This is a genomic window from Sinorhizobium terangae (assembly GCF_029714365.1).
In the GTDB taxonomy this organism is placed as follows: Bacteria; Pseudomonadota; Alphaproteobacteria; order Rhizobiales; family Rhizobiaceae; genus Sinorhizobium; species Sinorhizobium terangae.
The window spans coordinates 2,222,561-2,246,680 of record NZ_CP121659.1 but is presented as its reverse complement, the minus strand read 5'-3'; the positions used below and the strand labels follow the sequence as shown (position 1 = coordinate 2,246,680).

General features: G+C 62.7%; 22 protein-coding genes and 1 other RNA gene. 12 read left to right on the top strand and 11 right to left on the bottom strand.

Annotation, left to right across the window (positions count from 1 at the left end; translation table 11 throughout):
• Positions 1-51: 51 nt before the first annotated feature.
• Complete coding sequence (locus QA637_RS10785) at positions 52-1,296, bottom strand: GGDEF domain-containing protein (RefSeq protein WP_153437332.1); 1,245 nt, start codon at positions 1,294-1,296, stop codon at positions 52-54.
• Positions 1,297-1,476: 180 nt separating this feature from the next.
• Here QA637_RS10785 and QA637_RS10780 point away from each other — a divergent pair, with 180 nt between their 5' ends.
• Both QA637_RS10780 and QA637_RS10775 read left to right on the top strand, forming a co-directional pair.
• Positions 1,477-2,136 carry a phosphoribosyltransferase gene (locus QA637_RS10780; protein ID WP_153437331.1) on the top strand — a complete coding sequence of 220 codons (660 nt, stop codon included), beginning with the start codon at positions 1,477-1,479 and terminating at the stop codon, positions 2,134-2,136.
• Between the two features lie 176 nt (positions 2,137-2,312).
• Complete coding sequence (locus QA637_RS10775) at positions 2,313-2,774, top strand: GNAT family N-acetyltransferase (RefSeq protein ID WP_153437388.1); 462 nt, start codon at positions 2,313-2,315, stop codon at positions 2,772-2,774.
• Between the two features lie 37 nt (positions 2,775-2,811).
• Here QA637_RS10775 and QA637_RS10770 read toward each other — a convergent pair whose 3' ends face one another.
• Entirely contained in the window at positions 2,812-5,466 is a 2,655-nt protein-coding gene (locus QA637_RS10770; RefSeq protein ID WP_283061418.1) for an ATP-dependent helicase, read from the bottom strand.
• Between the two features lie 113 nt (positions 5,467-5,579).
• Positions 5,580-5,990, bottom strand: a complete 411-nt coding sequence (locus QA637_RS10765) for a carboxymuconolactone decarboxylase family protein (protein ID WP_153437329.1) — start codon at positions 5,988-5,990, stop codon at positions 5,580-5,582.
• A 386-nt stretch (positions 5,991-6,376) separates the two neighbouring features.
• Between QA637_RS10765 and QA637_RS10760 the strand changes: the two genes are divergently transcribed.
• Both QA637_RS10760 and QA637_RS10755 read left to right on the top strand, forming a co-directional pair.
• On the top strand, positions 6,377-7,561 hold the full coding sequence (locus tag QA637_RS10760; protein WP_153437328.1) for an efflux RND transporter periplasmic adaptor subunit: 1,185 nt from the start codon (positions 6,377-6,379) through the stop codon (positions 7,559-7,561).
• Positions 7,558-10,701: an efflux RND transporter permease subunit gene (locus QA637_RS10755; protein WP_153437327.1), complete on the top strand. Its 3,144-nt coding sequence runs from the start codon at positions 7,558-7,560 to the stop codon at positions 10,699-10,701. Before QA637_RS10760 ends, QA637_RS10755 begins: the two co-directional genes overlap by 4 nt.
• A 138-nt stretch (positions 10,702-10,839) precedes the next feature.
• Here the strand turns inward: QA637_RS10755 and QA637_RS10750 are convergent, their stop codons facing one another.
• The gene (locus QA637_RS10750) at positions 10,840-11,352 is read right to left on the bottom strand and encodes an arsenate reductase ArsC (protein WP_184108545.1); all 513 of its coding nucleotides are present in this window, start codon (positions 11,350-11,352) and stop codon (positions 10,840-10,842) included.
• A gap of 300 nt (positions 11,353-11,652) precedes the next feature.
• Positions 11,653-12,087 (bottom strand): anthrone oxygenase family protein, encoded by a 435-nt coding sequence (locus QA637_RS10740; protein WP_153437326.1) that lies wholly within the window; start codon positions 12,085-12,087, stop codon positions 11,653-11,655.
• A 446-nt stretch (positions 12,088-12,533) separates the two neighbouring features.
• Here QA637_RS10740 and QA637_RS10735 point away from each other — a divergent pair, with 446 nt between their 5' ends.
• The 3 genes from QA637_RS10735 (at position 12,534) to QA637_RS10725 (ending at position 18,808) form a co-directional block, all read left to right on the top strand.
• Complete coding sequence (locus QA637_RS10735; protein WP_184108562.1) at positions 12,534-13,940, top strand: FAD-binding oxidoreductase; 1,407 nt, start codon at positions 12,534-12,536, stop codon at positions 13,938-13,940.
• Between the two features lie 67 nt (positions 13,941-14,007).
• Complete coding sequence (locus tag QA637_RS10730) at positions 14,008-17,742, top strand: AsmA family protein (protein ID WP_283061387.1); 3,735 nt, start codon at positions 14,008-14,010, stop codon at positions 17,740-17,742.
• A gap of 196 nt (positions 17,743-17,938) precedes the next feature.
• Entirely contained in the window at positions 17,939-18,808 is an 870-nt protein-coding gene (locus QA637_RS10725) for a GGDEF domain-containing protein (RefSeq protein ID WP_153436443.1), read from the top strand.
• A 103-nt stretch (positions 18,809-18,911) separates the two neighbouring features.
• Here QA637_RS10725 and QA637_RS10720 read toward each other — a convergent pair whose 3' ends face one another.
• The 4 genes from QA637_RS10720 to ssrA all read right to left on the bottom strand — a co-directional run bounded on the left by QA637_RS10720 (position 18,912) and on the right by ssrA (position 20,522).
• Positions 18,912-19,145, bottom strand: coding sequence for a ribbon-helix-helix domain-containing protein (locus QA637_RS10720; RefSeq protein WP_283061386.1), 234 nt, complete (start codon positions 19,143-19,145; stop codon positions 18,912-18,914).
• A 100-nt stretch (positions 19,146-19,245) separates the two neighbouring features.
• Complete coding sequence (locus QA637_RS10715; RefSeq protein ID WP_153436445.1) at positions 19,246-19,467, bottom strand: DUF4169 family protein; 222 nt, start codon at positions 19,465-19,467, stop codon at positions 19,246-19,248.
• Between the two features lie 16 nt (positions 19,468-19,483).
• A complete protein-coding gene (locus QA637_RS10710) occupies positions 19,484-19,996 on the bottom strand; it encodes an SspB family protein (RefSeq protein WP_153436506.1) in 513 nt (170 codons plus the stop codon).
• Between the two features lie 163 nt (positions 19,997-20,159).
• Positions 20,160-20,522: a transfer-messenger RNA gene (gene ssrA / locus QA637_RS10705) on the bottom strand.
• A gap of 150 nt (positions 20,523-20,672) precedes the next feature.
• On the opposite strand from ssrA, the gene QA637_RS10700 reads away from it, so the two are divergent.
• Positions 20,673-20,981 carry a DUF2853 family protein gene (locus tag QA637_RS10700; protein WP_153436446.1) on the top strand — a complete coding sequence of 103 codons (309 nt, stop codon included), beginning with the start codon at positions 20,673-20,675 and terminating at the stop codon, positions 20,979-20,981.
• 242 nt (positions 20,982-21,223) lie between these two features.
• On the opposite strand, the gene QA637_RS10695 is transcribed toward QA637_RS10700, so the two are convergent.
• Positions 21,224-21,676 carry a DUF2267 domain-containing protein gene (locus tag QA637_RS10695; RefSeq protein WP_153436447.1) on the bottom strand — a complete coding sequence of 151 codons (453 nt, stop codon included), beginning with the start codon at positions 21,674-21,676 and terminating at the stop codon, positions 21,224-21,226.
• Between the two features lie 221 nt (positions 21,677-21,897).
• Here QA637_RS10695 and QA637_RS10690 point away from each other — a divergent pair, with 221 nt between their 5' ends.
• Genes QA637_RS10690 through QA637_RS10680 form a run of 3 tightly spaced genes read left to right on the top strand, consistent with a single transcriptional unit; the run spans position 21,898 to position 22,663 of the window.
• Complete coding sequence (locus QA637_RS10690; protein ID WP_153436448.1) at positions 21,898-22,104, top strand: hypothetical protein; 207 nt, start codon at positions 21,898-21,900, stop codon at positions 22,102-22,104.
• Positions 22,105-22,115: 11 nt separating this feature from the next.
• Entirely contained in the window at positions 22,116-22,358 is a 243-nt protein-coding gene (locus tag QA637_RS10685; protein WP_153436449.1) for a hypothetical protein, read from the top strand.
• A 47-nt stretch (positions 22,359-22,405) separates the two neighbouring features.
• Positions 22,406-22,663 carry a hypothetical protein gene (locus QA637_RS10680; RefSeq protein ID WP_153436450.1) on the top strand — a complete coding sequence of 86 codons (258 nt, stop codon included), beginning with the start codon at positions 22,406-22,408 and terminating at the stop codon, positions 22,661-22,663.
• Positions 22,664-22,665: 2 nt separating this feature from the next.
• On the opposite strand, the gene QA637_RS10675 is transcribed toward QA637_RS10680, so the two are convergent.
• Complete coding sequence (locus QA637_RS10675) at positions 22,666-23,082, bottom strand: gamma-glutamylcyclotransferase family protein (protein ID WP_153436451.1); 417 nt, start codon at positions 23,080-23,082, stop codon at positions 22,666-22,668.
• 192 nt (positions 23,083-23,274) lie between these two features.
• Between QA637_RS10675 and QA637_RS10670 the strand changes: the two genes are divergently transcribed.
• Positions 23,275-24,069 carry a thymidylate synthase gene (locus QA637_RS10670; RefSeq protein WP_153436452.1) on the top strand — a complete coding sequence of 265 codons (795 nt, stop codon included), beginning with the start codon at positions 23,275-23,277 and terminating at the stop codon, positions 24,067-24,069.
• Positions 24,070-24,120: the final 51 nt, after the last annotated feature.

Here is a 24,120-nt window from a genome sequence, read left to right as displayed (position 1 = left end):
GCCTGTAGCTGCTTTGTCGCGGCAGGCCGCGGTGCGTTCACAGCTTGAACCTCAAGACCGATACTGACGTGTCGCCTGCCGCGGAGTCGCCTTTTCCGGCTGCGGACGACTATCGGACTGGCGCAGCTGCGCCGCTGCCGCCGCGAGCGCCCGAGCACTGGCGTCGATCTGGCGCTGCCTTGCGATCGTGCAGCGATCGCGGCCGTCCGCCTTGGAATCATAGAGCGCCAGGTCGGCGCGGATCATCACGTCGGTAATCGTGTCGCCTGGCGCTGCGGCCGCGATGCCGATGCTGACGGTCAGCCGGATGCGTTGATGGACGCGGGTGACGGGCGTTTCACGCACGGTCCGGCAGATTGCCTCGGCAAGCGCTGTCGCCTGCTCCTCGGTGTGGTCCGGCAGGATCAGGCCGAATTCCTCGCCGCCGATACGGCCAAAGGCACCGCGTCCGTCAAGAAAGGCGGATACGGTCTCTGCGAAATGCTTGAGCGCAATGTCGCCGCAGGCGTGGCCGTAATGGTCATTGATTTGCTTGAAATAGTCGAGGTCGAGGAGCAGGAAGGCAAGCGGCCGGCGCCGGGCCGCGCAGTCCGCGAAAATCCGTTCTCCCGCCTCGATCAGCGCCCCGCGCGACAAGGCGCCGGTCAGTCCGTCGCGGGCGATCGTCGTCCTCAAACCAGCGATGATGCGGCTCTGGACGCTGAGGATAACAGCGAGGAACAGGAGCGGCAGAAAAGCCACCCGCATTGCGGCAAGCGCGAACTCGGAGGCGACAGAAGCAGGAGCCGCGGCTGACTGATGCAGGGGGGTCAGCGCATGGAAGAGCGCGGCGCAGCCGACTGCGACCGAAATGACGATGACCACGTGGCACGCAAGCCGTGCCTTCGGCCAGCGATCGACGACGGCGAGGCCGGCGACCAGAAGAAGGGCAGAGGCAAGACCGACCACAAGCAGCAAGGCGCCGACTCTGTCGTCACCGTTCAATGATACGACCAGGCCGACAATGCCGGCGGCGAGCACCAATGCCGGCAACAGGAAAGCGGGAGCGGGTAGCGCAAGGAGACCACGGAACCCCAGAAGGATGAAGAGGCACGCGGAGATCAGCGCGCCGTAGCCGACGACGACGGGAAGAATGGCCGAGACCATACCCGCAAGGATCATCAAGGCGATTGCGATCGCCGCAAGCGCGCAGCCGAGGCAAAAAGACTGCATGCCGGCCGCCGACTGCCGTAGCGACAAGAGGATCGGCAGCATCATCAAAAGCGCCAAAAGCGATATGGCAGGGAGAAAGCTCATTTCGAAACGGCCTGTCGTGCTAAAATAGAAAGGCGGCTTGCGTTCCAGCCAATATGCGAAGTCAATTGGTACCCGTGGCGCATTAACGAAAGCCGGAAAAATTGGATGCAATTTTAGCGATTGGTTGACCGCGTAACGGTTGTGCATGCCAATGCGCGGAGACCGGCGGGAGCGGATGCGATGCCGGGTGAAAGCCTACCTTTTGCGGACAGGGTCGATGCAGGCCGAAAGCTGGCGCGCGCGATCGAGCGCGAGGATTTCGCCGATCCCGTGGTGATGGCGCTGCCGCGCGGCGGCGTGCCCGTGGCATTCGAGGTCGCCGCCCATCTCGGCGCGCCGCTCGAACTCCTGATCGTCCGCAAGATCGGCGCGCCCGGGCATGCCGAATTCGGGCTCGGTGCACTCGTCGACGGCGAAGTGCCGCAGCTTGTATTGAACGACGAAGCGATGCGCCTCGTGCATCCGCCCGAGGCCTATATCGAGGCCGAGACCGAGCGCCAGCGGCTCGAACTGACACGGCGCCGGGCGCTTTATGTGGGCGACCGACCGCGCGTTTCACCGAAGGGGCGCAATGTCATCGTCGTCGATGACGGCATTGCTACCGGCGGCACGGCCAAAGCGGCGATCCAGGCACTGCGGAAGGCAGGTGCGGCAGCGCTGATGCTCGCCGTTCCGGTCGCGCCGCCGAGCGCTGTTAGCAGCTTGCGCCGGGAGGTGGACCGGATCGTTTGCCTATCGAGCCCCAGCCCGTTCCATGCGGTCAGCATCTACTACGACGATTTTGAGCAGACGACGGATGCAGAGGTGGTCGCGCTTATGAAGGAGGCGAGGGGGCGGTGAGCCATTGGCGATCGCGACGACATTCCGCTTTCATGAAGTATTGATTTATCGAGCGCCTGCCTCATGTCCTTGAACCATCGTCGAGCGATGAACTGGTGCGCGACAGCCGCATGGACCGGATTGATGTCAGGGTTTATCCTCTCGCGCTCTGCAAGGCCTTCCTGGTGGGTTCGAAAATGACCGAAGACCTCTCGATCCGACCCGTCGTGCGCAGTGACTACGATCGATGGCTGCCGCTCTGGGAAGGCTATAACGCCTTCTACGGCCGCGCGGGGGCAACCGCGCTCACGCCCGACATCACGCTCATGACCTGGTCACGCTTCTTCGATGCCTATGAACCGATGCATGCGCTGGTTGCCGAAAGCAAAGGCCGGCTGATCGGGCTCACGCATTACATCTTCCATCGCAGCACGATCTCGATCCAGCCAAATTGCTATCTCCAGGACCTCTTCATCAACGAAGCCGCGCGCGGCAAGGGCGTCGGCCAGGCGCTGATCAACGGCGTCTTCGAAGCGGCACGACGGGCAGGCTCGCCGCGTGTGTACTGGCTGACGCACGAAAGCAACATCAAGGCGATGCGGCTCTACGACAAGCTGGCGCAGAAGTCTGGCTTTGTGATGTACAAGATGATGATTTGAGCGCGGGGCGGTGGCGTCGACCCAGCGTTCGGCCTGATCACACCCGCTCCACAAACCCCTCGAGCACGCGCTTCTGTCCGGCCCGATCGAAATTGATCGTCAGCTTGTTGCCCTCGATCGCGGCGATGTTGCCATTGCCGAATTTCAAGTGGAAGACGCGGTCGCCGATGTTGAAGCGGGAGGGTTCCGAGGTCGTCGACTTGGCGACCAGTTCGCCCTCGATCATGCGGGTGCGCGGGCCGGACTCGCCGTAGCCGATGCGCTCGACGGCGTGGCCGGAGCGGGTGCCCCAATTGTCGCGGGTCGCCTCCGAGCGGTGCTGCTGGGCGCGCTTCCAGCCGGGGGTCTGGTAGGAGTTTTCGAAGGGATCGGCCTTGTCGAAACGCGACTGGCCATAGCCGCCGCGACCGTAGCCACCATAGGAGACATCCTGCTCGGCCACTTCCACATGGTCGATCGGCAGTTCGTCCAGGAAGCGCGAGGGCATCGTCGATTGCCATAGGCCGTGGATGCGGCGGTTCGAGACGAACCAGATATGGCAGCGGCGCTTGGCGCGGGTGATGCCGACATAGGCGAGGCGGCGTTCTTCCTCGAGACCGGCGCGGCCGCCCTCGTCGAGCGCGCGTTGGTGGGGGAAGAGGCCTTCCTCCCAGCCCGGCAGGAACACCGTGTCGAATTCCAGGCCCTTGGCCGAATGCAGCGTCATGATCGAGACGGCATCCATATCCTCGTTCTGCTCGGCGTCCATGACGAGCGCGACATGTTCCAGGAACCCGCGCATCGACTCGAAGGCCTCCATCGAGCGGATGAGTTCCTTCAGGTTTTCGAGCCGCCCCGGGGCTTCCGCCGATTTGTCGGCCTGCCACATGGCGGTGTAGCCGCTCTCATCGAGAATCTGCTCGGCAAGCTCCGTATGCGGCGTCGTTTCGAGCAGCGTCTGCCAGCGGCGGAAATCGGTGACGACGTCGAAGAGGGCTTTGCGCGCCTTCGGCTTCAACTCGTCGGTCTCGATGATCTCGGTCGCAGCGGCGAGCATGGGGATGTCGCGCGCGCGGGCATAGTCGTGCAGGGTGCGCACCGTGGTGTCGCCTAAGCCCCGCTTCGGCGTGTTGACGATGCGCTCGAAGGCGAGGTCGTCGGCCGGCTGGCAGACAAGGCGGAAATAGGCCATGGCGTCGCGGATTTCGAGCCGCTCGTAGAAGCGCGGGCCGCCGATGACGCGGTAGTTGAGCCCGAGTGTGACGAAGCGGTCTTCGAATTCGCGCATCTGGAACGAGGCGCGCACCAGGATCGCGATGTCGTTCAGATTGTGCTTCTGCCGCTGTAGCTGCTCGATCTCCTCGCCGATGGCGCGGGCTTCCTCTTCCGAATCCCAGGCGGCATGGACGTGCACCTTCTCATCGTCCGGATTGGTGCGTTCGGTGAAGAGAGTCTTGCCGAGGCGGCCTTCGTTGTGGGCGATCAAGTGCGCGGCGGCGCCGAGAATATGTTCGGTCGAGCGGTAGTTGCGCTCCAGCTTGATGACCTTGGCGCCGGGGAAATCCTTTTCGAAGCGCAGAATGTTGTCCACCTCCGCGCCGCGCCAGCCGTAGATCGACTGATCGTCGTCGCCGACGCAGCAGATGTTGACGGTGGGTTTCCTGTCGCCGGCTCCCTGCGATTTCCCCTCCCCAACCCCTCCCCACAAGGGGGAGGGGCTATCCTGCCGCGCCGCCGCGTTCCGGTCATCGAGGTTCGACGCTTGCTCCTCGCTCGACTGCGATGGGGAGCGGGAGTCAGCGGCACGCACCTGCCCCTCCCCCTTGTGGGGAGGGGTTGGGGAGGGGTTTCGTTGCGACCAGCTTTTTCCCTGCGGCCGCTGCGCCAAGAGCCGCAGCCACATATATTGCGCGGTGTTGGTGTCCTGGTACTCGTCGACCAGGATGTAGCGGAACTTGTCGTGATATTCCCGGAGCACATCCGGATTGGCGCGGAACATGCGGATCGGGTGCAGGAGCAGATCGCCGAAATCGCAGGCGTTGAGCGTCAAGAGCCGGTTCTGGTAGGCGGCGTAGAGTTCGCGGCCCTTGCCGTTGGCGAAGGCGCGGGCGTCGCCCTCCGGAATTTGCGAAGGATCGAGGCCCTTGTTCTTCCAGGTGTCGATCATGCCGGCGAATTGCTTGGCCGGCCAGCGCTTGTCATCGAGCCCTTCGGCCTGGATGAGCTGCTTGATCAGCCGCACGACATCGTCGGTGTCGAGGATGGTGAAATCCGACCTCAAGCCGACGAGCTCCGCATGGCGGCGGAGCAGCTTGACGCCGATCGAATGGAAGGTGCCGAGCCAGGGCATGCCTTCGACCGCATGGCCGACAAGCACGCCGATGCGCTCCTTCATCTCGCGCGCGGCCTTGTTGGTGAAGGTGACCGCGAGGATCTGCGAGGGGAAAGCGCGGCCGGTCGAAAGGATATGGGCGATGCGGGTCGTCAGAACGCGGGTCTTGCCGGTGCCGGCACCGGCGAGGACGAGCACAGGTCCTTCGAGCGTCTCGACAGCTTCCGTCTGCTCGGGATTGAGGCCGGAGAGATAATCCGGGCGCTTGGCGTTGTCGCGGGCGGCCATGGCGCGCGCAGCGATACCGTTGGCGGCGGGCGCGGGTTTGCGCGGTGCCGGCTCCTCGTCGAAGAAGGGAATGTCGTCAAAACCTTTGCTCATGCGGCCCAATGTAGTGATTCGGGACCGAAAGGCCAGAAATGATGTTCTTCTTTTATTCCGGATTCTTCAAGCGCGAAGACAAGCCTGTGGAAAGATAGGCTATTTCGAAGCCATCAATTTTCGCCTGTCGCATCGAAAGCCGGATCGACAGGGACCTGCAGCGCGGTCGCCAATTGATTGGTCTTGGCGGCGAGCGAGATGACGCGCAGAAGGTCGGCATGCTGCGCCTCTGTCATGCCCTTGGCCTTGGCCGATGCCGTGTGGGAGTGGATGCAATAGCCGCAGCCGTTGCTGACGGAAACGGCGATATAGAGCATTTCCTTGACTAGTGGGTCGAGGGCGGAGGGCGTCGCCATGACCGCCTTCACCTCCGCCCAAGTCCGCTCCAGGAGGTCCGCGTCGAAGGCGAGCCAGAGCCACATATTGTTGATGAAGTCCGATTTCCGGGTGGCACGGATGTCATCGAAAACCGCCTTGACACGCGGGTCGGCTTCGGGATCGGGCGGCGGGACGACAGTACTCATGCTTTCTCCTTGCCAACCGCAGCAGCGTAGAAAAAGCCGCGCCGCGACAGCATACGCTGCCTTACGGCTTCCATGACGCAGGCGTCGCACATCGTCCTTCTCCACAACATGAGTTGAACATCGAAACCGATCGGAAATGGTCCCCGAGGCAAGCAGAATAGCCCAGCCGTCGAGGCTGTAAACACTGGTTGTCCAGCAAAACACTGCGCAATCGACGCACGGCGATCGGCGCCATCATGCCGCCAACAAATTCGCTTTTATTACAATTGCGTAATGATGGCATTCCGAGATTGCTCGAAGGCACGCAAATAATGATACTCGGGGCAAATCGGAACGCTCCGCCGGCACGGGCCGCGCTGGAGCGTGCTTTTCATTTGGAGATGTGAATGCGGGTTTGGAAGCAACTGGCGGTCAGCGCCGTTGTGCTCGTGGTGGGGGCAGTCGCCTGGGTACGTTTTGCGCCCGGCGCGGGGGAAACGCTGGCGGCGATCGGCGTTTCGCATCCGTTGATCGACGCACTGTCGAAGTCTGACGGTGGCGAAGGCGAAGGCGGGCGGCGCAACGGCGGACGCGGGCAGGGCGGCTTCGGCGACGCGACATTGGTTGTCGTCAGGCCGTCGGCGAGCGCGATCGTCAACGACAGGCTCAACGCCATCGGTAACGGCGAGGCGATCCACTCCGTCTCGGTAACACCGACGGCGACCGGCAATCTCACCGAAATATTGGTAAAATCCGGCGACAGGATCGCCGAGGGTCAGGTGATTGCCCGGCTCGACAGCGACGACCAAAAGGTTGCGGCGCAACAGGCGAAGCTGACGCGCGACAGTGCCGAGGAAAAGCTCGAGCGCTATCGCAATCTCAGCACGGCAAGGGCTGTGACGGCAGTCGAGGTTCGCGACGCGGAAATCGCGCTGCAGGCGGCGGAGTTGGCGCTGAAGACGGCAGAACTGGATCTCAAGCGCCGCGACATTGTCGCACCCTCGAAAGGTGTGGTCGGTATCATCACCGTCAATGTCGGTGACTACGTCACGACCTCGACGCCGATCGCGGTGGTGGACGACCGTTCGCAAATTCTTGTCGATTTCTGGGTGCCGGAACGCTTCGCCAGCAAGATTTTCGTTGATCAGCCGGTGACGGCAAATGCGATCGCGCAACCCGGGCGGCAGCTCGAAGGCGTCATCCACGCCATCGACAACCGTCTCGATCAGGCGAGTCGGACGCTCCGCGTCCGCGCGCGGCTTGAAAATCCCGACGACATGCTGCGGGCGGGCATGTCCTTCTCGGTCACCATGGCCTTCGATGGCGACCGTTATCCGACGGTCGATCCGCTGGCGATCCAGTGGAGTTCGGACGGATCCTATATCTGGCGTGTCAAAGGCGACCGCAGCGAGCGGGTGCCGGTCAAGATCATCCAGCGCAATCCGGACAAAGTGCTTGTCGATGCCGCTCTTGCCGAGGGCGACCGTGTCGTGACCGAGGGCGTGCAGCGCCTGCGCGACGGCGGCGCAGTGCGCGTTGCCGGCGAAAGCCGGCCCGAGCCCGAGCAGAAGGTCGCGGGAGATGCGCAATGAACATCGGGTTCGGGGGGCATCACGGCAAGGGCGGAGACCAAGGGGGAAAGAGCGGCTTTACCGCGCTCTTCATCCGCCGGCCGATCTTCGCGCTGGTGATCAACACGCTGATCGTCGTTGCGGGCCTCGCCGCCTGGAACGGGATCGAAATGCGCGAACTGCCGCAGGTCGACCAGCCGGTCGTCTCCGTGACGACATGGTTCGAAGGCGCTTCGCCGGAAACGATCGACCGCGAGGTGACCTCGGTCGTCGAAGGCGCGGTGTCGCGCGTCCAGGGCCTTAAAAGCATTTCGTCGAGCTCTTCCTTCGGGCGTAGCCGCGTGACGCTCGAATTCTCCGACACGACCGATATCGGCCAGGCCGCCAATGACATCCGCGATGCGCTCGGCCGCGTTGCCGGCCAGCTTCCAGACGATGCCGACGAGCCGATCATCGTCAAGGCGGACGCGGACAGCCAGCCCATCATCCGGCTGGCGCTCACCTCCGACACGATGACCATGGAAGACATGACGCTGCTTGTCGAGAACGAGATCAGCGACCGGCTTGCGGCTGTTGAGGGCGTCGCCGATGTAACCGTCTACGGCGACCAGGAGAAGATCTTCCGCATCGACCTGGACCAGGCGAAGCTCGCCGGGCGTGGGGTCACGGTGGCCAATCTTCGCGAAGCGCTCTCCAACGCGTCTTACGACGTGCCCGCGGGCTCGCTGACCAGCGCCAGCCAGGATATTTCTGTTCGGGCGACGGCGGACCTCCAGACGCCCGAGCAGTTCGAAAACCTCATCATCGGCGACAATGTGCGGCTGCGCGACGTCGCGACGGTGACGCTCGGCCCGGACACGGGCACGTCGGCGCTGCGCTCCAATGGTCGGCAGGGCATTGGTCTCGGCATCGTCCGCCAGGCCCAGTCGAACACGGTCAATATCTCCGAGGGCGTGCACAAGGTGGTGGATACGATCTCCGCGGAGATCCTGCCTGAGGGAACGGAACTCAAGATCACCAGCGACGATGCCGTCTTCATCAACGGCGCGATCCACGAAGTGGAGATAGCGCTCCTCGTCGCCGTATTCATCGTCACCTTCGTCATATATCTCTTCCTGCTCGACTGGCGGGCGACGCTGATCCCGGCGATCTCGATGCCGATCGCGCTGATCGGCACGCTCGCGGCAATTTATCTTGCCGGTTTCTCGATCAACATCCTGACGCTGCTCGCGATCGTGCTTGCAACCGGCCTCGTCGTCGACGACGCGATCGTGGTGCTCGAAAACATCGTGCGCCGCCGGGCGGAGGGGCTCGGACCGCGGGCCGCCGCCGTCCATGGCACGCTCGAAGTCTTCTTCGCGGTGCTGGCGACAACCGCCACGCTTGCGGCGGTCTTCGTGCCGCTCTCGTTCCTCCCCGGGCAGACCGGTGGACTCTTCCGCGAGTTCGGCTTTGTGCTCGCCTTCTCGATCCTGCTCTCGTCCTTCGTCTCGCTCACGCTTTGCCCGATGCTCGCCTCGCGTCTGCTGACGACCGATGCGCATGCTCATCAGGGCGTGATGAGTCGGCTCGGGGCGCGGGCCGCGGCGTTCTATCGGGTGACGCTTCGTGCGTGCCTCAATGCGCCGCTCATCGTCTTCGTCGTCGCCGCCTTCTTCACCGCGGCAGGTGCCGCCGGTTTCCTGACGCTGAAGTCCGAGCTGACCCCCAACGAGGACCGTTCGCAAGTCATGCTCAGGATCAACGCGCCGCAGGGCGTCTCGCTCGAATATACGCAGGCGCAGATGCGTCGCATCGAGGAAGGCCTTGAGCCGTTGGTCAAATCGGGCGAGATCGCCAATGTCTTTTCAATCTCGGGGCAGGGCGGCACGGCCAATAGCGGCTTCATGGTGCTGACACTTGCCCCGTGGGAAGAACGAGAGCGCACGCAGCAGCAGATCGTCGCCGACATCAATAAGGTGACCGCGAAAGTTCCGTCCGTCCGCTCCTTTGCCATCCAGTCCAACAGTCTTGGCATTCGCGGTGCCGGTAGCGGCCTTCAGGTGGCCCTGGTCGGCAACGACTACACGAAGCTCGGCGACGCGGCGGCGAAACTCGTCCGCGAGATCGAAGACACCGGCCGTTTCGAGAACGTGCGGCTCAACTATGAGGCCAACCAGGCGCAACTCTCGATCACCATCGATCGCGAGCGCGCGTCCGACCTCGGCGTGGATATCAGCGGCCTCTCCTGGGCGCTGCAGGCGATGCTCGACGGCAGCAGCGTCGTCGATATCTTCGTCGAGGGCGATGCCTATCCCGTCAAGCTGCTTTCCTCGACGACCCCGCTCAACGACCCGACGGATCTGCAGAACATCTTCGTCAAGGCCCGCGACGGCCGGATCGTGCCGATGTCGAGCATCGCGACGATCGAGGAAAAGGCCGTGGCGCCGCAGCTGGCGCGCGAGTCGCAGCTTCGCGCCGTTTCGCTTTCGGCGGGCCTCAAGTCCGACCTCGCGCTCGGTGAGGCGCTGTCGATGGTGGAGGAGATGGCGGAGCCGCTGTTGCCGCCGGGCTCGCGGGTGATGCCGCTCGCGGAAGCGGCAACGCTCAACGAGAATGCCAATGGCCTTTTCATCACCTTCGGCTTCGCGATCGTCATCATCTTCCTGGTGCTGGCAGCACAGTTCGAGAGCTTCGTCAGCGGCCTCATCATCATGTCGACCGTGCCTCTCGGGCTTGCCTGTGCCGTCTTCGCGATGATCCTGACGGGCAATACGCTGAACATCTATAGCCAGATCGGTCTGGTCATGCTGGTCGGCATCATGGCAAAGAACGGTATCCTGATCGTCGAGTTCGCCAATCAGTTGCGTGATCGCGGCCAGGATGTGCGCAGCGCCATCGAGAGTGCGGCCAATATCCGCCTGAGACCCGTGATGATGACGATGATCGCGACCGTCGTCGGCGCTGTCCCATTGGTTCTGGCGAGCGGGGCAGGGGCCGAGGCGCGTGTCGCGCTCGGCTGGGTTCTGGTCGGCGGGCTGGGCCTTGCGGTGATCGTGACACTCTACCTCACTCCGGTCGCCTATCTCGTCATTGCGCGCTTCACGAAGCCGCATGCCGACGAGGAGCGCAAGCTGCACGAGGAGATGGACGCGGCCTCAGCGATGGTGGAGATGCGCTAAGCGGGATGAGGAAAAGTGCGCGCGGTTTTCCGCCCGCATCCCGCATCCATCAGAATGGAATCGATTCTTTGCACGTCTTCAAGAGACGCGCGGCGCTTTAGGCGGACGTGAAAACCGGAAGGTCGAATGCCATCACTATCACTCCGCGTCCGGCCTATCGCGGCCGATCTCGTCGAGGCGCTGTTGCAAGGCGAGCTTGTCGAGAGAGGGCATAGGCAAGTTGATGAAGATCGATATCCGGTTATTCAGCATCCGGTAAGCCTCTGCAAAGGCAAAGTGTTTTTCGGGCTCGCTGCCTTCGGCCGCGGCCGGGTCCGGCACGCCCCAATGCGCAGACAGCGGTTGCCCCGGCCAGACAGGGCAAGCCTCGTTGGCGGCATCGTCGCAGACGGTGAAGACGAAATCCATCTTCGGCGCGTCAGGAGTTGCAAACTCGTCCCAGCTTTTGGAGCGCGCGAATGAGGTATCGTAGTTGAGGCTCTCCAGGACCTCCAGTGTGAGAGGATGAACCTTCCCCCTGGGCTGCGATCCGGCCGAAAACGCCTTGAACTTGCCCTGACCGAGCCGATCGAGGATCGCCTCGGCGAGGATCGAGCGCGCGGAATTGGCTGTGCAAAGAAAGAGAACGTTGAATGGCCTGTGGTCGTTCACGATTAATCCTCCTCAACGATTGCAGGTCACGGCATCAATGACCGGGCGGCAAAGTTTGGGACTACCGTTGGAGCGGTGCTTCACGAGATAGGCGAGCAGATCCCTGAAGCCAGTCATATCAGCGACGCATCGCACGACCCGTTCGTCGCGTGTTGATTGTGCCAAGCCCGCGTGGCGATTTCGCCGGTCCGCACGCCCTCCGGTCCGGCGCGCACCAGAAGGCGAAAAGCTTCGAGCCGCGGATCTTGGTCAAGGGCCGAAGGGGCTCCTTAGGTGCTTATCGTGACGATGTGATGACGCCTACAACCCGCGCAGTGCGGCGATCAGATAGATCGCCGTCGCAATTGCGCCGAGCGCGCTTCGGCCGGCATGGAGCTTGCCCCAGCGCGTGAGCAGCGCACGGGTCTCGTCGCCGGCCTCTTCCGGGCGTGCCGCCTCTAGGCGGCGGTTGACGGGCATGACGACGAGCAGGGTATAGGGCCAGTTCAGGATGATGACCGCAGCCCCGAGGCCCCAGAGCGAACTGCCGGTCTGCCACCATGCCGCGGCGCCAAGGAGCCCGGAAACAACGGCGAGGGAAGCCTGCATCTCGAAGCCTCGCCGGTAGGCCGGACGCCACTCGGTGAGCGCCGAGCGGTCATCAAGGACGAGCCGTGCCGGTTGCTCGGCCACGTTGATATAAATCGCGGCGCCGAAGAAGACGGACGCCGTAATGAGGGCGAGCAATCCAAACATTCAACCTTCTCCAGAATAATGGGTGATGGACGGCGGTACGGTGATCATAGCACCGCTTGCTACCAGACGTGGAAGGAACGCTGTCGACCGGCGAAGAGGCCGCCAGTCGCGCACTTGTGACAAGCCGGTATCACCATCCGTGATTTCGCGCCGTGCGGAGCTTCGAGCTTGCGTGAACTTCTGGACAAATTGATTCCGATTTGCACAGTAGCGCCTTGAAATGTCAGCGCTTCCGATCTGACTTCGGGCGTCTCGTCGCGACGTGGCATCACTGAAAGACGAGTGCGCGTACGGGCTTGGGGCGCACCACGCCAGGGTGGAGGCAGCCGCCGCGCAATTCCTTAATTCCGCGTGGAATTGGGGATAAAATCGAGCGGCGATTCAGAATGTTAGAGTGCCTTGCGCGACCGGCCGGAACGCGAGGGCTGCAGGGAAAGGGCGTTTTCGTGGCGTTGAAGGCAATCAAAGCGGGAACGAGAAACGACAGCGGTATCGTTGCGGCAAAGGAACTTCTTGCCGCGCGATTCGGCGAGCGCTTCCAGGCGGGCGAGGCGGTCCGGGCCCAGCACACGCACACGACGACCTATATTCCTGCGCAATTGCCGGATGCCGTGGTCTTTCCCGAAAGCGGCGCCGAAGTGCGCGAGATCGTCAAGATCGCCAGCGCGCACCGCGTGCCGCTGATCCCTTTCGGCACCGGATCGTCGCTGGAAGGGCACGTCAACGCGCCGCATGGCGGGATATCGGTCGACATGATGCGCATGAACCGCGTTCTCGCCGTCAATGCCGAGGATCTCGATTGCACGGTCGAACCCGGCATCACACGCGAGGACCTGAACACTTATCTGCGCGATACCGGTCTTTTCTTTCCGATCGACCCGGGGGCGAACGCCTCGATCGGCGGCATGGCGTCGACGCGTGCCTCCGGCACCAACGCGGTGCGCTACGGCACGATGAAGGAAAACGTGCTGGCGGTGACGGCGGTCGCTGCCGACGGTCGCGAGATTTCGACCGGCCACCGGGCGCGCAAGTCCTCGGCAGGCTACGACCTGACGCGGCTCTTCGTTGGCGCGGAAGGCACGCTCGGTATCGTCACGTCGATCACGCTGCGCCTGCAAGGCATACCGGAGGTGATCTCCGGTGGCGTCTGCCCTTTCCCGACCATTGCCGATGCCTGCAACGCGGTGATCCTGACGATCCAATCGGGCATTCCGGTAGCGCGCATCGAACTGCTCGACGCGCTGCAGATGAAGGCGTGCAATGCCTATTCGAACCTCAACTATGAGGAGACGCCGACGCTTTTCGTCGAGTTTCATGGCAGCGCCGAGAGCGTCGAGTTGCAATCGCGCCAGTTCGCCGAAATAGCGTCGGAATTGGGGTCTACTGGTTTTATCTGGACGACCAATCCGGAAGAGCGCTCGCGACTCTGGAAGGCGCGGCACAACGCCTATTGGGCACAGAAGGGGCTGGTGCCCGGCGCCGCGATCCTTTCGACGGATGTCTGCGTGCCGATCTCGCGGCTTGCCGATTGCGTCGCGGCGACGCAAGAGGACAGCGCGGCACACGGGCTGGTCGCCCCGATCGTCGGCCATGCGGGCGACGGCAACTTTCACGTCGGGCTGCTTTTCGACGACAAGGATCCAGCCGATGTTGCGCGGGCGGAGGCCTTCGTGGAGCGGCTGAACGCGCGGGCTCTGTCGATGGACGGCACCTGCACGGGCGAACATGGAATCGGGCAGGGCAAGATGCCGTTTCTCAAGGCGGAGCTCGGCGACGCCTTGGATCTGATGCGGCAGATCAAGCGGGCGCTTGATCCAGACAATATCTTCAATCCGGGCAAGATCTTTGCCTGACAGCGCGGGGATCGGCCGCTCAAGGATGCGAGCAGGGCGCGAATGAGACAGACGGGAAAGTGACGCGGTGCTGGCGCGAATTCTGGTTACCATCGGTGGGCTTGTTGTCGTCGCGCTCTTTGCGGCGTTGATCGCGCCATTGTTCATCGACTGGACCAACTTCCGCAAGGATTTCGAGCGCGAGGCAAGCCGCATCATGGGCAAGCCGGTGGTCGTCCATGGCAGTGTCGACGCCCGCATCCTCCCGTTCCCGACCGTGACCCTCAATGACGTGCGCGTCGGTTCTACTGAGAGCGACCAGCCGATCGTCCAGGTCGCGCAATTCTCGATGAGCGCCGAGCTTGCGCCGTTCCTGAGCGGCGAGGCGCTGATCTTCGATATGCGGCTCGATCGACCGAAAGCGAGGATTCGTCTCCTGCCGGATGGCACGCTCGACTGGGCGCGTGGGTCGCAGGCATCGATTCCTGCAAGTACGGTCGTTCTCGAAAAGGTCGAGGTTGTCGACGGTGAGATCGAGTTCGTCGACGAGCAGACGGGACGGACGCGCCGTGTCACAGACCTTTCCGCCGACCTGTCGGCGCGCACTCTTGCCGGTCCATGGAAGGTCGAGGGGCGCGCGGCACTCGACGGTGAAGCCGGCAGCTTCGCCTTTTCCAGCAACGCGGTGGACGAGGAAGGGGCGCTGAGCCTCAGGGCGCGGCTGACACCGGACAAGCGACCGTTCGGCGTCGAGCTCGACGGCGATCTCAAGGTTGTCGACTTCAGGCCGGTCTATGGCGGGCGGTTCACGCTGACGGAAAACCGGCCGGCGGACGAAGCCAAGCAAAGTGGCGCTCTGCGCATCAACGGCGAATTCCAGCTCACCAACGAGAGCATCCGTGTCCCGGAATACCGCTTCGAGGCCGGCCCGCCGGACGATCCCTATGTCGTCACCGGGGAGGCGACCCTCGACACCGGCAAGGACCAGAAATTCCTGCTGATTGCCGATGGCCAGCAGATCGACGTCAGCCGCATCGGCAATTCCGGCCGAAGCGGCAAGACCGGCCGCGACCCCGCAATTTCGCTGCGCCAGCGGATCGAGGCGATGCTGGCGATCGCCGCCGACATACCCATCCCGCAGGTGCCGGGACGCGCCAGCCTAAAGCTGCCGGCGATCGTGATCGGCGACACGACGGTTCGGGACGTGCGGCTCGATGTCAGGCCCGACGGCGCCGGCTGGATCGTTGAGAATGCCGTGGCGCTGCTACCCGGCCGAACGCAAATGGAGGCCAGCGGGCGGCTGAACCTCAAGGAGCAGCGTGCCTTCCGGGGCGACATCCTGGTCGCCTCTAACCAGCCTTCGGGATTGGCGAACTGGCTGGCCGGGTCCGTGGACCCGGCGATCCGCAAGCTGAAGACGGCCGGATTTGCCGCGACTGTCAACCTGACGGACACGTTGCAGCAGTTCGAGAGCCTTGAGGTGGCGGCGGGTCCTGCGACGCTTCGGGGGCGGATCGAACGCCAGTCCTTCGCGGAGCAGCAGCCGAGCCTGTCGCTGCAGCTCAAGGGCAACCGCATCGACCTGGAGGCGCTGCAGGCATTGGCCGGTCTCGTCGCCGGCGATGCCTCGACCGGGACGCTGCTGCAGCATGCGATCGCCGCCGATCTTTCCGCCGATGCATTTTCCGCTTTCGGTGAGGAGGCGCGTGATGTGCAGGCGGTGCTGACGCTCAAGAACGGCCAATTGCAGGCCGAGCGGGTAGCGATCGGCTCGCTTTCGGGCGCCCAGCTTGCCCTCTCCGGCCGGATGAGCGGCGGCCTCGACCAGCCGGTGCTTTCGGCGAAGATGAAGCTCGCCGCCAAGGATCTGACGCCCGTCCTCGAAATGATCGGCCGACATACAGTCGCCCATCCGGCGCTGCAACGGCTCATCAAGGCCGGCCCCTACTATTCCGACGCTGCCTTGGACGTGACGCTGACGGCCGGCAGCAACGAAGGCAGTGCACCAGTTACCTTCGGGGTGATCGGCACCGCCAATGGCAGCAAGATTGCCGCAAGCTACCAGGCGCCCGATGTCGCCCAGGCGCTCACCGGCAAGGGCATGCTGCTGGAGGCGACGCTCGAAAATCCGCAGACGGTCGTCCTCGTCGGACAGGCGGGCTTCGATCCGCTGCCGTTCGACGCGGATCCCAACGGCATCCTGGCAGTCAAGCTGCAGAGCACGGAAGGTTCCAAGGCGAACGGCACGCTGACCTTCACCACCGAGAAAACGTCGCTCGCCGCCAAGGGTGACGTCGATCTTGCCCGGGACCACTATCTTGAAGGGCAGGCGAAGCTGACGCTGCAGACGCAAGATCTGGAGCCGTTTCTGCTTCTCCAGGGAATCGGGCTGCCGCAGATGGGCAGCGGACTACCGGTGACGCTGTCGACCGACATCACAACCGATGCCGAAAAAGTCGCGCTCTCGGCGATCGAAGGCAAGGTCGACCAGAATGTCTTTTCCGGCGCTCTCGCGATCGACCGCAAGACCGCCGGCAAGGCCGTCGGCGAGTTGGCGCTCGACACGCTCGACCTCGGCTGGCTCGGCGAGGGGATCCTCGGGCAATTCGAGGACGCGTCGATCGGCGGATTATCGATGGCGCCGGTCGCGCAGCCGGCCTGGACAGGATTCGACGTCGCGTTGAACGTCACGGCGAAGCGCTTCTGGCCGGGTGTCTACGGTCCTGTTACCGGCTTCGCCGGCAAACTCGAATGGAAGGGCGACGAGCTTGCGCTGAGTGACGCCACCGGTGATTGGCTCGGGGGCAAGCTCGAGGGGCGGCTGCAGGTCGGCAATGCCAACGGCTCGGGCTTCCTGCGCTCGCGCTTCGATCTCAAGGGCGGCGATCTTGCGGCTGCCGGGTGGGCACGCGAAGGCGGTCCGGTGGCGACCGGCCGGTTCGATCTGGCTTTAGCGATGGAGGCTTCAGGCGCGACGCCCCGGGCGATGGCACATTCGGCGAGCGGATCGGGAACGGCGATCTTCAACGGCGTCACGCTCAACGGCATCAACACGGCGGCGCTGTCGCCGCTGATGGCGGCCGCTGATGCCATGAAGACGGAGATTTCGCCGGACGCGATCCGCAAGGCAGCAGAACAAGTGCTCTTTACCGGTCAGTCGGTCGTCGGTGCAATCAAGGTGCCTTTCAGCGTTGCCGGCGGCACCGCCAGGGCGCAGAGCGTTACAGCCGGCGATGGCAATGCCGCGTTCACCGGCGAAGCGGCGTTCGACCTTGCCGAACAACACATGAATGGCGTGATCGACCTGACGTTCCGGCCGGGCGAAGAGGCGCTTGCTGGTGCGGAGCCGCGCGTACGCCTCGGCTTTGGCGGACCCCTGCACGCACCGGATGTATCGGTGGACGTCACTGACCTTTCGAATTTCCTGTCGCTGAGGGCCTTCGAGCGCGAGCGGCGGCGTGTGGAAACGCTGCAGTCGAATGTGCTTGAGAAGCAGCGGCTTCGCCGCGAAGTGGCGCTTTACAAGGCGCGCGCGGCCGAACGCGAGGTTGCGCGCCTGAGGGCAATCGCCGAGGAACGCCACCGCCAGGCCGCGGCCGCAGAGGCGGCGCGGATGAAAGCTGAGGCGGAGGCGCGCGCGGCGGCCGAACGGCGCGCCGCCGAGGAACTGCGCCTGCGCTTGCGGCAACTCCCGCCGCGGAGTCCCGCAGCACCGCCCCCGCCCCCGCAAAATGTCCATCCACTGTCCGGCGGCAACGCGGCCGGTGAAAACGCCGGCCCGACGCTGAACTTCGACATGCTGCCAGACATCACTGTGCAATAAGCGGGATGAGGAAAAGTGCTAAGCGGTTTTCCGCCCGCATCCCGCGACAAACAGGCAAGTTGGGATGAGGAAAAGTGCGAGGCGGTTTTCCTCCGGCTCGGCGCCGAAACAGTCAAAACCCCTAGAATTTTACTGGTCCATTTGAAGTCGCATTAGCATCCCTCAGGCACAATGCGCCTACAATTGGGGTTGCGAAATGAAATCGCTTGGGCCGGGGCTAGATCGCCGCGCAGTCATCTGGATCGGGAACTGTACCCTCGGTGGCACCGCCGGCTGCACGGCGATCGCGATGCTCATCACCTATTGTTGCACGGCCCACTTCGGCGCGGAGGTCTTGGCCACCACACTCAGCCTCGCCTTCTACATTCCCGTGCTTCTTGGTGTGCCGCTCTTTGCCTTGATCGGCGTCAAGATACAGCAACTGGCACTGACCAACCGGCTGCTTATCCAGGCGAGCCGCTATGACGGGCTGACGGGCTGTCTGAACCGGGGCGCTTTCACGGCCGATGTCATCGATTTCTTCGCGAAACAGAACCTCGCGCCATTTCCGTGTACATCGGCGCTGCTGATCCTCGATGCCGATCATTTCAAGAAGATCAACGATTGCCACGGGCACCTTGCCGGAGATGCGGCGCTCGTCGCGATCGCGGCGGTACTGCGCGATGCGGTAGGCGAAGCGGGTGTGGTGGGGCGGCTCGGTGGTGAAGAATTCGCTGCTTTCGTGCGGTCGACCGATGCGACTGCGACCGGTGCACTGGCGGAGCGCATCCGCCTCGAAGTCGCCGAGGATCGGGGGCGGGAAGGCGGCCGTGCGGATGCGGTTACCGTCAGCATCGGAATTGCCCTCTTCACCTATCCGGCAGTGTACGAGGACATTTTCAGGATCGCCGACGACCAGCTCTATCTCGCCAAGGGAGCGGGGCGGAACTGCGTTTCGATGATGGAGCACTCGCCCCGCGACATACGCGCCATGGCCGAGCAATTGCGCCGCGGTTTCGCGGTACTCCAGGCAGATGGGGTCGACACGATAATCGACAGCCAGGCATCGCGGTTGGCAGGACGCTGACTTCCAGGCGTGGACCGCCGCTTCATCGAAACAACATTCACCAACTCAGCACGATGCGGCGATTGTTGTGCGTTTTTACAAGAGGCACGGCGCGGTTGCGACCTCAGGGCGTTTCGGTTGCGCTGGCGTGTGATTTTACCCAGGCGAGAACGTAGACGCGCAGCGCCGAGGAGAGGTTTCCGTCAGGGTTGCGCCCGTCGTCGACTTCGGCGATCAGCCGGGCGAGCGGCATGGCACGGCTTTGCGCGATAGATTTCAGTTCCTGCCAGAACGGCTCTTCGAGCGTGATACTCGTTCGATGGCCGTGCAGAGTGGCAGAGTGCTTGACGATCGTCATCGCTCACAAGCCGATTCAAGGCGTTGGCAGTCCGATTCCGGAACCTGGCGCAAATCTTGGTGGCGGAATCGTTTTTCGGGATTGCAGACGACGCGGCTTGTCACGCCTTCTCCCCGTCTGGGGCACCGTCCGCTGAGTGTGCGGGCGTTGCCAGCCGGCCCTGGTCAAGCGTCTTGGAAGCTTTCTCGTTCAGGGCGCGGGTAAGCGACTTCTCCGCCTTGGTGCGGCCGAAGGAGATGCGGTTCTGCTCGGCCTGCCTTTCTTTTTCCGTGCGGGCCTGCTTCTTGCGGAACTGGCGCAGGTTGACGACGTCGCCGGCCATCACGCCTCCATATCGTTCAGTTCTTCTTGCGGAACGCGTCGAGCGAGACGACCGAGCCACCGCCATTTTTCGGTTCGCCCGATTTTTCCGCGCTCTTTTCGGCAGGTTCGTCGCCATCTTCGCCGGCCGGGTAAGCGGTGATCTCTGCCGAATCCTCTTCCTCCTCGCTGGCGGCAACGTCGAACTCCAGCTCGAAATTGACCGACGGGTCGTAGAAGCCCCGGACGGCGTTGAAGGGGATCACCAGTTTCTCCGGCGTGTCGGAGAAGGAAAGGCCGATCTCGAAAGCCGCCTCGGTGACCTTCAGGTCCCAGAACTGATGCTGCACGACGATTGTCATCTGCTCGGGGTACTTCGCCTTCAGGTGCTGCGAGATGCGCACGCCGGGGGCGCCGGTCAGAAACGTGATGAAGAAGTGGTGATCGCCGGGCAAATGACCCGTGGCTGCGACTTCGGCCAGCACCTTGCGAATGACGCCTCGAAGCGCGTCCTGCGCCAGAATGTCGTAGCGTATGTGGTCCTGGCCCATATGATCCCCGTCTTCCTTCGAACTCAACTGCTGCATGTTAAAGCGCCGCAGCGACCTTGCGCGCCAAAGCGGCGTGCAGCGCTCTACGGACACTCCTTTGCCCCGTCCGCTTATGACGAGTCAATTATCAAGCATCTATAGACCATTTCGCGACAGGGGAGAAGGTGAAGGCTTCTGTTGCCAGGTGCCTTCGGACCCCGCCTTACGGTGCTACCCGGAAGGGCTTGATTTGAAGTGCCGCACCGCCGTTAGGCAGCGAGACGTGCTTCAGCATAGTTGTCGTTTGCAACTATAAGTTTAGCCCGATAACGGTGGTACAATGCCGAGCAAAAAGTCGATCTTTACGCCCTTGTCGATCCTATTTCGCCCCCATCAAAAGCCGGTCCGCATTTCCAGGCCGGTTTTTGGTGGAGGCGCCGGGTACCGCCCCCGGGTCCAATGGGTTTATTTCATCGCCCGTTTATTGCCATAGCCGCCCGAAGACGGCACACGTGATATAGGTGTTTCCGCCGCCCAAGAAAAGGGGCGGTCAAGCGAAATGTGACGGATATATTATCCAGTGTGCCGCGCGCACGGAAACGCCTTGACTTACCCGATGAGCGTGAAAAACTCCTGCGGCTGCACGCGTTTCGCGAGGAGGGCGGCAGCATGGGAGCAAGTGCAAAGTGGAGGCATCATGACTGACTATCTCGCAGACGTGCAGAAATACGACAGCGGCGCCGACGAAGCAGTTGTCAACAAGATCGTGCGCCATCTCGGCATCGCCCTTCGCAACAAGGACTCCGCCCTCGTTTCGGCCTCCGACCCGAAGGAACTCGAGCGCGTCAAGGAAAAGTGGTGCGAGAAGAAGCTCGGCGTCGGCGGCGCGGATGCGGATGCAGCAATCGCAGCCACGGCCAAGGCGATGGCGGACGACCGCTCGAAGTCGCGCGTGACGTTCTACTATCTGGTAGCCAAGAACCTCGGCAAGCTCCAGGCGCTCTGATCCACCGCAGATCTCCCGGATTCGGGAAGGCACGGCTTTCAGACCCGCAAAGATCGCCGTCACTCAGCGACCCCGGCCGTGCAGTCCGGGATCACTCCTGCATGTTTCCTTGAATCGCATCCGAGGCCAAAAACATGCAGCAATTTAAAGTGCTGCTGCGTCCGTAGCGTGTCTGACAAGATGCGCGGCGGTGTAGTGTGCTGCCGCATGCGGGTCGAAGGGCGGAGACAGTCCGGACGGTGTTATGTGTCTTCCTTGGTGCCGACGCTGTCGGGCCACAAGGCGCGGATTTCCTTCGATAAGGTATCGCGCACCTTTGCCGATTGGCCGAGGTCGACATGCCGTGCAAGAACCTGAAACACCGATTTGGTGGCTTCAGCAGGATTGACCGGGCGGCCGGGTTTCATTCCGTCCGCGACGCACTCGAGAAAGTCGTCGAGCGACCGCGTCGCCTTTTCGGGGCGATGGTTGGGACGGTATTGGTCGTAATAGGCGCCCCGCACGAGCAGAGGCAGTTCCGCGCCAAGGTGCGCGGCCACCTCGGGAGGAAGCTTGTCGCGCAGCGTCCGCAGCACAACACTCAATATGTGCCACGCCACTTTCCGGTCCGGGCCGTGATGCTCCATGATTTCGCCGAGCCAGATATTGGTGGTTTGCAGGGTCTTGTCGAAAACATCGAGGCCTGTCGCACTCATGGTCACACCTCTCTTGTCGGTCGAACTTCAATATCGATCTCAAAAGGACTAACCCCAGGCGGCTGCATTTGTTTCGTCGTCCGCCGAGAAAAGCGCGACCGACGTACTCCTATGCGGTCGACCTCGGAACAATCGCGAGCGCGCCGGGTTAGCCAAGGGAGATGCCCGGGCGCCGACCAAGGTGTACCTGGGCGCGGCCAGCAGAAATGGAAGGAAGTCCGATGACATCTTCCAAGCACCCGAAGACACGGCACCCCAACGACAAGGATCTCAAGCAGGACCCCGGCATCGGCCGGAGCAAGGGCATCCGGGGACCGTCCGATTATGAGATGCTGAAGCGCGGCAACACCATAGAAGGCGACGTCGCGAACGACACGACCACGCAGGGCGGGGCGAACCCGCGCCAGCGCGGTCGGACGAACAAATAGGAGGAAAGCCAATGGTCGGCAGGAAGACGCATGAACAGCAACAGCGCGTGCTTCAGCGCCGCGAGGATACGTCCAACGCGAGCAAGGATTTCGATGCCGAGGCGGAACTACACCGCTCCAAGGCGCTGAGAAAAGCCTATCGAAAAGGTGACAGCCTTGACACCGAGCATAGCGATGCGCGCGAGGAAGACGACCGCAGCATGACACGCGGAAAGAACCAGGAAAGCAGGCACCACCAGAGTTCAAAGAGCTGAAGCGAAAACCCTTCACGGCCATCCCAGATAATGAAAGGAGACGGACCATGGCTCACGCCAGTCGCAAGCATGTCGGAAAGCCGGACAAAGGCAAGGGCTCAGGCAGCGGCGCACAGACTGAAGTAAAAGGTGGTGTTCTTGGTGAGAACGACGTTCTTTCCAATCGGGACAAGGCGCAGCATTCCGATACGCGCGGTCTCGATGAAAGAGCGGTGAGAAACGAACAATACCAGGATCACGCCGCAAACCGGCGTCCGGCGAAAGAGCGTGCCGAGTCGGACGATCAGGGACGCGGGAGGAAATAGCCTCAGCGCCGCCACGGCGGGACGAAACGCCTGTCGCTGTAGGAAGCGAGATATTCGGTGTGGGCAGGGGAAGCCAAAAACCTGGCTTTGAAGTAGGTAAATGCGTCGCAGCTCGGCCCAAATCTCTCAGGCATAATGCGAATTTGCTTTCGAAAATTGCCCGTCCGGCCTACCGCCTCCAACCGGTCAATCCGGGCGAGCATGTCGGGATCGACCTCATAAAGCTCGCCCCTAACACGGTGACCCTCGCCTGGTTCGTCCAGCATCATTGGAGCGAACCATGGTCCGGCAATCAGCATCGGATATTTCCGTGCTGTCCGATAAAACCCGACAAAATGTGCCCGAGCGAGGCCTCGTCCGTGTAGGGGAAAGCCTCTCTTCAACGTGCCGAAGACGAAGACGAGTGTGGTTTCGGACATGACGCGGTTGAACCTCGCCAGGGCTTGTTGTTCGAGAACGCTGACAGCGCCTGCCGCGTTCCTTGAGCACGATGGCTTAGCGCTACAGGCGCTGTCGCGGCATCAAATTGCGGGAAAACGTGCACCAGCCATTGGTTCGCCGGTGGCTTCGTCCTATTTTGGGCGAAGCGAACGAATCGTCGGCGAAAAAGCATGCGGCAATATCTCGATCTCCTCGAACATGTGATTACAACGGGAACCGACCGCGGCGACCGGACGGGAACGGGTACGCGTTCGGTTTTCGGTTACCAGATGCGCTTCGACCTGTCGCAGGGCTTCCCGGTGCTGACCACCAAGAAGCTGCACCTGCGCTCGATCATCCATGAACTGCTGTGGTTCCTCAAAGGCGAGACGAATATCGCCTACCTCAAGGAAAACGGCGTCAGCATCTGGGACGAGTGGGCCGACGAGAGCGGCGAACTGGGGCCGGTCTATGGTTATCAGTGGCGCTCCTGGCCGACACCCGAAGGTGGCCACATCGACCAGATCGCAGCACTCATCGAGGGCCTGAAGACCAATCCGAATTCCCGCCGCCATATCGTTTCGGCCTGGAATCCGGCGCTGGTCGACGAGATGGCGCTGCCGCCCTGCCATTGCCTGTTCCAGTTCTACGTGGCGGACGGCAAGCTCTCCTGCCAGCTTTACCAGCGCTCGGCCGACATCTTCCTCGGCGTGCCGTTCAATATCGCCTCCTATGCGCTGCTGACTTTGATGGTTGCGCAGGTGACGGGGCTGAAGCCCGGCGATTTCGTCCACACGCTCGGTGACGCCCACATCTATCACAACCACTTCGAACAGGCGCGGCTGCAACTGACGCGAACGCCGAAGAAGCTGCCGGAAATGCGCATCAATCCGGCGGTGAAGGATATATTTTCCTTTAAATTCGAAGACTTTACGCTCGTCGGCTACGAAGCTGATTCACATATCAAAGCGCCGGTCGCGGTCTAGGTTGGTAGCTTCCTTCCGCGTTCTTGGGACCCGCGCGGCCGGGAAAAAGCG